At 31.1% G+C, this 11682-nt stretch carries 12 protein-coding genes; 1 reads left to right on the top strand and 11 read right to left on the bottom strand.

Annotated features, from left to right (window positions below; genetic code table 11):
• Positions 1–119 precede the first annotated feature (119 nt).
• The 8 genes from NLG42_RS17390 to NLG42_RS17355 form a co-directional block, all read right to left on the bottom strand.
• Positions 120–749 carry a DsbA family oxidoreductase gene (locus NLG42_RS17390; protein ID WP_257681701.1) on the bottom strand — a complete coding sequence of 210 codons (630 nt, stop codon included), beginning with the start codon at positions 747–749 and terminating at the stop codon, positions 120–122.
• A 350-nt stretch (positions 750–1099) separates the two neighbouring features.
• Positions 1100–2218, bottom strand: a complete 1119-nt coding sequence (gene dnaN / locus NLG42_RS17385; protein ID WP_089055834.1) for a DNA polymerase III subunit beta — start codon at positions 2216–2218, stop codon at positions 1100–1102.
• A 107-nt stretch (positions 2219–2325) separates the two neighbouring features.
• Positions 2326–4011: a gliding motility-associated ABC transporter substrate-binding protein GldG gene (gene gldG / locus NLG42_RS17380; protein WP_257681700.1), complete on the bottom strand. Its 1686-nt coding sequence runs from the start codon at positions 4009–4011 to the stop codon at positions 2326–2328.
• Positions 4011–4736 (bottom strand): gliding motility-associated ABC transporter permease subunit GldF, encoded by a 726-nt coding sequence (gene gldF, locus NLG42_RS17375; RefSeq protein ID WP_257681699.1) that lies wholly within the window; start codon positions 4734–4736, stop codon positions 4011–4013. The genes gldG and gldF overlap by 1 nt, the downstream gene beginning before the upstream one ends.
• Before the next feature lie 62 nt (positions 4737–4798).
• A complete protein-coding gene (locus tag NLG42_RS17370) occupies positions 4799–5470 on the bottom strand; it encodes a YggS family pyridoxal phosphate-dependent enzyme (protein WP_257681698.1) in 672 nt (223 codons plus the stop codon).
• 12 nt (positions 5471–5482) lie between these two features.
• The gene (locus NLG42_RS17365) at positions 5483–6370 is read right to left on the bottom strand and encodes a 3-hydroxyacyl-CoA dehydrogenase family protein (RefSeq protein WP_089055830.1); all 888 of its coding nucleotides are present in this window, start codon (positions 6368–6370) and stop codon (positions 5483–5485) included.
• A 95-nt stretch (positions 6371–6465) separates the two neighbouring features.
• Positions 6466–7431, bottom strand: coding sequence for a Gfo/Idh/MocA family protein (locus NLG42_RS17360; protein ID WP_089057697.1), 966 nt, complete (start codon positions 7429–7431; stop codon positions 6466–6468).
• 123 nt (positions 7432–7554) lie between these two features.
• Complete coding sequence (locus tag NLG42_RS17355; RefSeq protein WP_257681697.1) at positions 7555–8571, bottom strand: RDD family protein; 1017 nt, start codon at positions 8569–8571, stop codon at positions 7555–7557.
• A gap of 119 nt (positions 8572–8690) precedes the next feature.
• Here NLG42_RS17355 and NLG42_RS17350 point away from each other — a divergent pair, with 119 nt between their 5' ends.
• Positions 8691–9332: a protein-L-isoaspartate(D-aspartate) O-methyltransferase gene (locus NLG42_RS17350; RefSeq protein ID WP_089057699.1), complete on the top strand. Its 642-nt coding sequence runs from the start codon at positions 8691–8693 to the stop codon at positions 9330–9332.
• A gap of 30 nt (positions 9333–9362) precedes the next feature.
• Here NLG42_RS17350 and NLG42_RS17345 read toward each other — a convergent pair whose 3' ends face one another.
• The 3 genes from NLG42_RS17345 to smpB all read right to left on the bottom strand — a co-directional run bounded on the left by NLG42_RS17345 (position 9363) and on the right by smpB (position 11630).
• Positions 9363–10367 (bottom strand): helix-turn-helix domain-containing protein, encoded by a 1005-nt coding sequence (locus NLG42_RS17345; RefSeq protein ID WP_257681696.1) that lies wholly within the window; start codon positions 10365–10367, stop codon positions 9363–9365.
• Positions 10368–10455: 88 nt separating this feature from the next.
• Positions 10456–11097 carry a DUF4136 domain-containing protein gene (locus tag NLG42_RS17340; protein ID WP_089057701.1) on the bottom strand — a complete coding sequence of 214 codons (642 nt, stop codon included), beginning with the start codon at positions 11095–11097 and terminating at the stop codon, positions 10456–10458.
• Between the two features lie 77 nt (positions 11098–11174).
• A complete protein-coding gene (gene smpB / locus NLG42_RS17335) occupies positions 11175–11630 on the bottom strand; it encodes an SsrA-binding protein SmpB (RefSeq protein ID WP_089055825.1) in 456 nt (151 codons plus the stop codon).
• Positions 11631–11682 lie beyond the last annotated feature (52 nt).

The following is an 11682-nucleotide window of genomic DNA, read 5'->3' as shown; positions in this document are numbered from 1 at the left end:
TTTTAGATTTTAGAATGTAGATTTTAGATTTTGCTGCTCTGAGCTAAGTCGAAGAGCACAACGTTACCATATGGGAAATAATCTAAAATCTACATTCTAAAATAAAAAATCTAAAATCATTATTTAAGTCCTTCTTTAATGGTTTGAACAAAAGCTTCAACCGGTTGTGCGCCAGAAACAGCATATTTTCTATCAAAAACAAAAAACGGAACTCCTTGTACACCAATTTGATTAGCTTCGTGAATATCAGAATGAACATCGTTTAAATAAAGATTTTCATTTTCAACAACCTCTTTAACTTCTTCTGAGTTTAAACCTGCTTTTGTTCCTAATTCGATTAGAGTTTGAGCATCATTTAAATCTCGTCCTTCTGTAAAATAAGCCTTGAAGAAAATTTCTTCCATCTCGTCGCCAAGATTATTCTTTTTTGCTAAATGAATAATTCTATGCGCTGTTAGAGAGTTTGAGATAATTGCTTTATCAAAATGATAATCTAAACCAACACTTTTAGCTCGCTCTACGACACCTTTATGCATTTCTATAGATTGTTCTACAGAAATACCTTTTCGTTCCGCTAGAAAAGAGTAAACATCTTTACCTGATTGTGGTTCAATTGTTTGATCAAGCTGAAAGCTTTTCCACTCAATTTCAATTTCGTCATTAGGAAACTGTTCTAAAGCCGTTTCCAATTGCCTTTTTCCGATATAACAAAACGGACACATGATGTCCGACCAAATTTCTATTTTCATATTACAAAAATAAGAAATATTTGTTTCAAGTTTCGAGTTTTAAGTTAAGGATGAAATCTAACCGCAAAGCACGCAAAGATTTGCGCAAAGGATCGCTACGTTTTTTACAAAGCTTTGCGAACTTTGCGTTCAAGAAAATTTTGCGTGCTTTGCGATTAAATCAATACAATCCAGTAAAGTGAAATTTGAATAGAAAATATTTTAAAACTAAAAAACCGCAACTCTCAAAAAGAATTGCGGTTTCTAGGTATAAAAAATGGTTGGTTAATAGCGATATTATTTTTTTTTACAATGATATGGCTTTAATTTGAAATTAAAAAAAATCCTTGTAACAAAAAGAAGTTTTGATGTTAACTATTTAACATTACAGGCATTACCAGCATAGTAACTGTTTCGCCTTCTTCTAAACCATCAACTGGAGTAAGGATTCCTGCTCTGTTAGGTAATGACATTTCTAACATAATCATGTCTGATTGTAAGTTAGTAAGCATTTCAGTTAAAAAACGCGAGTTAAAACCAATTTGAAGATCATCTCCTTGATAATCACAAGTCAATCTCTCTTCAGCTTTATTTGAGTAATCTATATCTTCTGCAGAAACATTTAATTCAGCTCCAGCAATTTTTAAACGAATTTGGTGTGTCGTTTTATTTGAGAAAATCGCAACACGCTTAACAGAACTTAAAAATAATGAACGATCAATCATTAATTTGTTTGGATTCTCTTTAGGAATTACCGCTTCATAATTAGGGTATTTTCCATCAATTAAACGGCATGTTAAAATATAATTGTCAAATGAGAAAGTTGCATTTGAATCGTTGTATTCAATTTTTACTTCAGCATCAGAAGCTCCTAAAATACTTTTTAAAATATTTAAAGGTTTCTTAGGCATAATAAAATCTGCCACTTGAGATGCTTTTACATCTGTACGTGCATATTTTACAAGTTTGTGAGCATCTGTAGCAACAAAAGTCAATCCTTCTGGCGAAAACTGGAAGAAAACTCCAGACATTACCGGACGTAAATCATCATTTCCAGCAGCAAAAATAGTTTTACTTACAGCAGTTGCTAAAACATCAGCAGGAACTAAAGTTACTGAAGGCTCTTCAAGATTTACAGATTTAGGAAATTCTTCTCCAGCAGCATATGCTAGAGCATATTTTCCTGAGTTAGAGCTGATCTCAACCGTATTATTATCTTCAACTGTAAAAGTTAAAGGCTGTTCAGGAAATGTTTTTAAAATTTCAAGTAAAAGTTTTGCAGGTACTGCAACACTTCCTTTACTTGTAGAATCGATTGTTAATGTAGCTGACATTGTCGTTTCAAGATCTGATGCTGAAACTGTCAACTCATTATTGTCTAGTTCAAATAAAAAGTTATCTAAAATAGGAAGTGTATTATTGCTGTTAATAACACTGCCTAAAACTTGTAATTGTTTTAATAAGTACGAACTCGATACTATAAATTTCATCGTCTTTTGTTTTATTTTTTGAAGTATTCATCAGCATTGATATGCTGAAGATACAGATTACAAATATATCGTAAACATTCTTAGTTTTCCAATTTTTTTATCAACATCTATTTACTGTATTTTCTTTTTCTTATAAATGTAAATATAAGTCCAAAAACCAGTAAAATTAGAATTGGAAGTCCGATAGTTATGAATTGTGTTGTGGTATAATTTTCATAAACTTTTTCTTTGTCCAATAAAGGCAGTTCAACATCTTTGCTTCTAATGTTAATAAGTCCAGTATCGTCCAGCAGATAATTAATACAATTCATCATAAAATCTTTGTTGTCATAAAGATTCCCAGTTCTTTGATCATAACCTAATTCAACCGGCATCATGTTTTTGTCTAATTGATTTCTTGCCAAATCTCCATCAGAAATAACAATCATTTTGGTTGGCTTTCCTTTCGACTGAAATGAGTCTTCTTTGAATGGTAAAACGCGATTTTCAAAAGCAGAACGGAAATTTCCTTCAAGTAAAACAGACAAGTTTAAGTATCCTTTATTGATATAATCTTGCGGAGATGTTTTTTCGGCAACAACGTTCAGATTAACTTCAGCTGGAGAACCAATTTGTCTTGAATATTGAGAAGATTGCAATAAAATAGTCTTTTTAATTCCGTTCTTCAAAGTATCAATTGGACTGGCAAAATCAAATTTTATACCTCCCAAATGTTTTACAATTGGATGTTCGGTGTTAGGGCGAACAAGCGGAGCAAATTTCCAGATAAAATCTTGGTATTGCGTTGCGCTTCCTTGTTCTCCTGTCGCCAGTTTTATTGGACTTCCTTGCTCATCTTTTACCAAATCAGGATTAATTCTAAATCCGTATTTAAAGAACATATCATTTAAATTCAGATCTCTCGGATAAGCTAAAATTGCGCCGGATTGATTGTATAAACTATCCATGTCTGCAGCAACTTGATCAATAAGCCATATCGTTTTTCCACCGTTTATGATAAATTGATCTAAAACCTGTTTTTCTTCATCTGAAAATCTTTCAGTTGGTTTTGAGATTATCGCTAAATCATACTTTTTAAGGGCAGCTAATGTTCCGTTTGGATCTTTAGCAACAGAGTCTAAAGTAAAAGGACCAATGTAATAGCTTTCTTTAATTTGTCTTAGTAATTTGCCAATATGAATTTCTGATAATTCACCGTTTCCTTTAATAATGGCAACTTTTTTCTGTCTGTCTTTAGTGATTTTATTAATTGCATCGGCAATCGAATATTCTAAATGCTGGATAGAACCAATTACTTTTTGAGTAGTTGAAGCTCCCATTATATTTTTTAATAAAGGAATGTTGACTTCTTTACTGTTGTAAACTGCAATTGCCCAAGGAAAAACCATCGCTTGAGATTGTTTTCCTTTGTCATCAACAGTAATATTTATTGGCGTAAGACCTTTTTGGTAAAGCGATTTTACAACGTCCATGCTTTCTTCTTCGTTTTCCATTGGATTAACAAATTCAAAAACAATATTGTTATTGTAAGCTTGAAATTCCTCTAGTAACTGTTTAGTTTCTTGTTGTAAACGACGAAAATCTGCAGGAAGATCTCCCTGCATATAAATCTTAATGGATAATGGATTTTTAACCTGTTTTACAATTTGTAAAGAGGTCTCAGATAAAGTGTATCTTTTGTCTTTAGTTAAATCGAAACGGTGAAAAAATAAGCTTCCGAGAACATTTAAAACAATTAAAACAAAAATTGTAATGCCTAACGCTTTGAGGTTTTTTTGAGTATATGGCTTCATTACGCTTTAAATGATTTTAATTGGTAAACGGTAAAGGATAAAAATAGTATTGTGATGCTTAAAAAATAAATAACATCACGAGTATCAATAACGCCTCGGCTTATACTTTTAAAATGATCCTGCATACCAAATGCAGCAATGATGCTTGAAGAACCAGGAAGTAATCCTGCTAAGCCTTGAAATCCAAAATAGAAGAAAAAACATAAAAAAACGGCAATAATAAATGCAACGATTTGATTTTCTGAAAGGGTAGAAGTAAAGATTCCAATTGCAGAATAAGAAGCTATTAAAAATAGCAATCCAAAATAAGAACCAATTGTGCTTCCCATATCAATATTTCCTTCTGGAGAACCTAAGCTTGAAATTACTTTTACATAAATAAAAGTAGGGATGATTGCCAGAATAATAAGAATTAAAGAACCAAAGAATTTTCCGTTTACAATCTGCCAAATCGACAGCGGTTTAGTTAAGAGTAATTCTAGTGTTCCTTGTTTTTTTTCGTCAGAGAAACTTCTCATTGTAATGGCTGGAATCAAGAAAATTAAAATCCATGGAGTTAAAGTGAAAAACGGAGTCAGATCAGCATAACCAGTATTTAAGATGTTGTAATCTCCTTCGAAAACCCATAAAAAAAGGCCGTTGCTTATCAGGAAAATTGCGATGACCAAATAGCCGATAGGTGAGCCGAAAAAAGATTTTATTTCTCGTAAAATGATCGATTTCATTTATTTGTGTTTAATTCGTTTGTTCTTTCTTAGTTAAGAATTATTGTTTTTTTTAGTCTTTTTTATCTTCCTCCAAAAATACTGCTTCCTATACGTACCATTGTACTGCCGCATTCGATCGCAAGTTGGTAATCGCCCGACATTCCCATTGAGATTGTAGAGACGCACTGCAGTGCGCCTTTACCATATGCTTCATTTTTTTCTAATGAATCAAAAATTGATTTCAAATGGGTGAATTCCTTTTTTATTTGATTTTGATCTTCTGTAAAAGTAGCCATTCCCATCAATCCTAAAATTCGAATATTTTCTAATTCCTTAAATGCTGAAGACGCTAAGAGTTCATTTAATTCATCTTCATCTAAACCAAATTTAGATTCTTCTTCAGCTATGTATATTTGAAGAAGGCAGTCTATAATTCTATTGTTTTTTAAAGCTTGTTTGTTGATTTCCTGCAATAATTTCAAACTGTCGACACCATGAATCAAACTCACATAAGGCGCCATGAATTTAACTTTATTAGACTGAACATGACCAATCATATGCCATTGAATATCTTTTGGCATTTCTTCCCACTTATCAGTCATTTCCTGAATTTTGTTTTCTCCAAAAATGCGCTGTCCAGCTTCATAAGCCTGCATCAAATCTGAAACAGGTTTTGTTTTTGAAACAGCAACTAGAGTTACGTGTTCAGGTAAGCTTTCTTTGATTGTATTTAAATTCGATTGAATCGACATGATAATTCTTTTTTATAAAAACTGCTTAGAGATTTTCTCTGCTTTTTTGCTTTCGCTGTAATCGTAAAAACCTTCACCAGATTTTACTCCTAATTTTCCTGCTCTAACCATATTCACTAATAATGGGCAAGGTGCATATTTTGGATTTTTGAAACCTTCGTACATTACATTTAAGATAGCAAGACAAACATCAAGACCAATAAAATCAGCTAATTGAAGCGGTCCCATTGGATGTCCCATTCCTAATTTCATTACAGTATCAATTTCATAAACTCCCGCAACTTTATTATACAACGTTTCAATTGCTTCGTTTAGCATTGGCATTAAAATTCTGTTAGCAACAAAACCAGGGTAATCATTTACTTCAACAGGAGTTTTTCCCAGTTTTACAGATAAATCCATGATGATTTTAGTAACTTCATCGCTCGTATTGTATCCACGAATGATTTCTACTAATTTCATAATAGGCACAGGATTCATAAAATGCATTCCAATAACACGTTCAGGATGTGCTACAACGGAGCCAATTTGTGTAATTGAAATAGAAGAAGTGTTCGTTGCTAAAATAGTATTGTGAGAGCAAGCTTCGTTTAACTGTTTGAAAATGTTAAGTTTTAATTCTACATTTTCTGTAGCAGCTTCAACTACTAAATCAGCACCAACAACTCCATCCTTAATATCAGTATAGGTAATAATATTAGTAATGGTTTTTGCAACGTCTTCTTGAGTTATTGAACCTTTAGCAAGCATACGATCTAAATTGGCCGCAATAGTTGCCATTCCTTTATCTAATGATTTTTCTGAAACATCAATTAGTTTTACAACAAAACCACTCTGTGCAAAAGTATGAGCGATTCCGTTACCCATAGTTCCAGCACCAATTACAGCTATCGTTTTCATTTGAATTTTGATATTATATTTATGATTTTAGCCACGAATTCACTATTTGAAGCAAATTACGTGGCTAATTTAAGTTTTAAAATTTATTTACTATTTTATTTATCGAAACAATCAATTATTTGGTACGCTACACGCAAAGCATCAGTTGCTTGTTCAAGCGTTACCACTGGAGTTGTATCTGTTTTGATTGCATTTGCAAATGATTCTAACTCATCTAGAATTGCGTTGTTCTGTTCAACATCTGGATTTGTAAAATAGATTTGTTTTTTTACGCCTTCGGCATTTTGCAAGATCATATCAAAATCTCCTGGGACTTCTGGTGCATCTTTCATGCGGACTACTTCGCATTTTTTTTCTAAAAAGTCAACTGAGATATAAGCATCTTTTTGAAAAAAACGTGTTTTACGCATGTTTTTCATTGAAATTCGGCTTGCCGTTAAGTTTGCAACACAGCCATTTTCAAATTCAATTCTGGCATTTGCAATATCAGGAGTGTCACTGATTACAGAAACACCGCTTGCATGAATATCTTTTACTTTCGAATTTACAACGCTTAGAATAGCATCAATGTCATGAATCATTAAATCTAAAACTACAGGAACATCTGTACCGCGAGGATTAAACTCGGCTAAACGATGTGTTTCTATAAACATCGGATTTTCGATCATTCCTTTTGTAGCAATAAAAGCGGGATTAAAACGCTCTACGTGCCCAACTTGCCCTTTTACATTGTATTCTTTGGCTAAAGCAATAATTTCTTCAGCTTCTTCTACAGTATTGGCAATTGGTTTTTCAATAAAGATATGTTTACCAGATTTTATTGCCACTTTTGCACATTTATAGTGCGAAAGTGTTGGTGTTACGATATCGATAACATCGACAGCGTGTATAAGTTTTGCAATTGTACTGAAGTTTGTATAGCCAAATTCTTTTGAAATTCTTTCGGCATTTTCTTGATTTTCGTCGTAAAATCCAACTAATTCGTATTTGTCAGATTGTTGTAATAAGCGTAAATGTATTTTACCAAGATGACCAGCACCTAAAACTCCTACTTTTAACATGAGAATGTATTTTAAACAAAAATATAATTTATTTGTTTAAAGTGAAAGTTAATGCAATAAAGATTTAGCGATTTAATATTTAGAAAAAAACATTTGTAAATACAATTTCCTGTTTTTTAACATTTAAAAATGATTTCTTCTAAATATATGATAAAAATAGATTGCTAGTATTGTCAGAAAACTAAGGGATAAAACTTGTAAATATCTTTTCTCTATTTTAAAATCTCTCTTTTTATTTATAACATAGGTATTTGAGTAATCATCATGTAGATTTTTTAACATTAAAAACGACAAGCTTTCAAAAGGAATAAATCGCAGAATTGTTCGTTTTAGAATCATTGAAAAGGCGGGTGAGTTTCCTTCTTCATCAGTTACATAACATGCTGTTAGAAATTTTGCAGGCGTAGTTTTAAAGATAGATTCAAAGATTAAATAGTAAACAAATTTAATTATAGAAAAGAAAATCAGCACACCAAGATTATATCCAAAAGTGCTTTTAAAATGGCTGAAAAAAGTCGCTGACTGAATGTTTTGTTCTGCGTAAGCTATATACGCAAAGGCAATACTGGCTATAATAAATGAATCAATCACAAAGTTTAAAAAACGCTTATAATTTGATGCGTTTTCAAGATGATTTTCTATAATAGAATTATCATCATTAATAATATCTTCATTAATAGGATTTAGATGTTTGGTGATAATATAATATGAGGTAAAAGTATATAATACAAAAATTACTAAAAATAGAATATTGTAAAAGCTTAGTTTTTCAATATTTATATAAAGTAGGAAAGTGATTATTCGCAGTATTGAATTTAAAAATATTAAGCTGTAATTAAATTCTAATAATTTGGTTTCTTTATACTTTGAAAAATAATAAATAACAGTTCCCGAAAGAAAAGTAAGAAAGAAAAAAAAGTTTAAAAGATCCAGAGAAGTACTGCTGCCCACAGAATTTCCATGAATTAAGTATCTAGGAATGTAAATTTCCAATCCTGTATAATAGTACGGCTGACTGCTAAATAAGGAAAGATTTATAAACTCTGTTACATCGTCAAAATCATAAAAAACGAAAAAAAAAGACCTAATAAAGCCCAAAATTGAAAAAATTAGAGATAAAACAAGTATATTTTTTTTCATAAAATATTAGAATTCATTTGAGTTAGAGAATAAATCAAAAATAGAAATTAAATGATTAAAAAGTACTTGATAATTGATGATTTGTTTTCTTATTTTTGCCAAAATAAAACCCACCCATTTTGAAAGACACTGCCAAACATCAAGGACTTCGTAATCAATTAGTAAGCACTTTAGAACAAAAAGGAATTACTGATAGAGCGGTCTTAGAGGCGATAAAAAAAATTCCAAGACATCTTTTTCTTAATTCAAGTTTTGAAGATTATGCCTATCAAGATGTGGCATTTCCTATAGGCGCAGGACAAACCATTTCGCAGCCTTACACCGTTGCTTTTCAATCACAGTTATTGGAAGTAAAAAAAGAACATAAAATTTTAGAAATTGGAACGGGTTCTGGTTATCAAACGGCAGTTTTGTGTATGCTGGGAGCTAAAGTTTTTAGTGTAGAAAGACAAAATGAATTGTTTAAGAAAACTTCCAATTTGTTTCCAAAATTAAATATTCGTCCTAAACACTTGTCTTTTGGAGATGGTTATAAAGGGCTGCCAAGTTATGCTCCTTTTGATAGTATTATTGTTACTGCAGGCGCACCGTTTATTCCACAGCCATTAATGGCGCAGTTAAAAATAGGAGGAAGACTTGTTATTCCGTTAGGCGAAGATGTTCAAATCATGACCTTGTTGATAAGAAAAAACGAAACTCAATTTGAAAAACATGAATTTGGAGAGTTTAGATTTGTTCCTTTATTAGAAGATAAAAATTAGTAAAAAAGGCCCGATTAAATCGGGCCTTTTTTAATTGACTAATGTTATGGCATGAATTAGATTTTCTTTTTCTTTTTGGAGGATATAATTGATGAATAATGATTTGTCGTTTTTATTTTGAGCGAATTCTAATGTCGATAAATAATCGTTTATTTCTTCTTCATTTCCTTTTATTACGGCAAAAACAAAACCGCTTTTCAATAAAATCCAATTCATTAAAAGATTTGCAATTTGAATATTTCCATTTTCAAAAGGACCGATTGACATTATTTTAAGATGCGCTTCGGTAGCTAATAATAAAGGATGCATGTTATTTTTATTGGTTTCATACCAATTGAAAAACAAATTCATTTCCTTAATAATTATTGGTTCCTCTTTATATTTTCCAGAGTTTTCAATTTTAATTCCTCTAAAAATAAGATTATGAACTGCAAGAAGATCTTTTTCTGATATTGGAAGTTTCTTCTGGTTTATATCTTTTATATATCCAATTGCATCATTAAGATTTACAGCCTCAAGATGTTCCTGCATATTTTTACCGGCAATCATTAAACCTTCATTTATTACAGCTTTAGTTTCTTGAAATGTCAAAGAATTTCCATTCATTTTATTAATCTCTGAAATAAATTCAAGCTCCAAAATTTTAGAAATTCGATGCAGATCAAAGTGCTGAAAAGATAAAATCTTATTTTTTAATGTCTCAATTTCATCTAATAATGATTTTATAGATGGGAAAGTTTCAGGATTTAGTTTTTTGTTATTGTTCTGAATTTCCTGTTCTGCTAAAAGTAAAGCTTTCAAGGCGAACTCTTCGTTGCCAATCTCATAAAGAATTTTTTCTTTTAACCACGCAATCATCAAGGTTTCGTAATCAATCTCTAAAAGAGCAGCTAGTTTTGAAATTTGTTCTTTTGTAGGTTTTCGTGTTCCAAATTCAAATTTGCTAATTAAAGCTTGATCAATACCAAGAAGTTGAGCTACTTCACGAGTTTTTAATTCTTTTTGTTCTCGTGCATTTTTTAAAAGTGATTTCATATAAATGAAATTTTAAGTCTTGACAAAATTAGTCATTTTTTCAGTCGTAAAAAAAGCAACAATTAGATGTTGCTTTTTTAAGTGTTTTTTATTTTGGAGGAAGAGAACCATCTTTTCTCATTTCTTTAACAACTGTCTGCATAATTGCATCTACTGTTTGCCCTAAATCTGTAACGTAATCAGACTTTGTAGTTCCTGTCCAAATTAACTTGTTTTCTTTTAATGAAAAAATGTTGGTTTCGACCATGTAAGAGGTTGTTTCTTGATAATATCCTGGATCGTAGAAATTTGGCGAATACATTCCGTACCAATTTCCAAAACCATAACCATACATTCCAGTGTATAAGCCGTCAAAACCACCGTAGTACATTCCTGTATAAGTTCCCGGAACGTAATTAGTTTCTTTTTCAGTACTAACCAATCGCATTGTTACAACACCATCAAAATGTTCGTCTTGTAAAATTTTTAGTTTTTGTTCTTGCGAAAGCTGTTTAGTTGTTTCATTTAAATACTGATAAGAAGTTTTAAAAATTGGATTACTGGCTGCAATTCTGTTTTCTGCAACCCTTCTAGAAGCCTCATCTTTTACCAACGCAACAACTAAAACTTTTTTAAATTGTTCTTGAGCTACTGTTATCTTTGGATCTCTCCAACTGTTAACAATAGAGGTATTACTGCCGCAGCTTGAAAGTGACAGAATAACGATTAACATAATTAAGTGCTTTTTCATATGGTATAGTTATATTGTTTGTAGTAAAAATAACTATAAAAAATTAATAATAAAGCAGATTAAAAATAAAATAGCGTTTAATTATAAGCTTTTTTAATACGGTCTAAATCACGTTTAGTGTCTTGTTCTTTTAACGATTCACGTTTGTCGTAATTCTTTTTTCCTTTGCAAAGACCTATTTGCAGTTTAGCAAGACCTTTTTCATTGGTAAATAATTTTAAAGGTACAATAGTAAGACCTTTTGCTTGAACACTTTTATGCAGGGTTTTTAGCTCCTTTTTATTTAAAAGAAGTTTTCGTTCACTTCGTGATTTATGATTAAACTGATTCCCAAAAGAGTATTCTTCAATGTAAGTATTGATAGCAAAAAGTTCAAGGTTATTAAACTCGCAAAAGCTTTCTGTAATATTAGCTTTTCCTAATCGGATAGATTTAATTTCGGTTCCTGTCAAGACAATTCCCGCAACATAAGTATCGATTATTTCATAATCAAACCTAGCTCTTTTATTAAGTATATTGACTGATTTTAACATAAGTGCAAATGTAAACAAAATTGAAAAACTTTAATGCAATCTAAAATAAATA

Origin of the sequence: Flavobacterium plurextorum (assembly GCF_024638035.1) — a bacterium.
Lineage (GTDB): Bacteria > Bacteroidota > Bacteroidia > Flavobacteriales > Flavobacteriaceae > Flavobacterium > Flavobacterium plurextorum.
The sequence above is the reverse complement of the archived record's forward strand: the minus strand, read 5'-3'. Positions and strand labels throughout refer to the sequence as shown.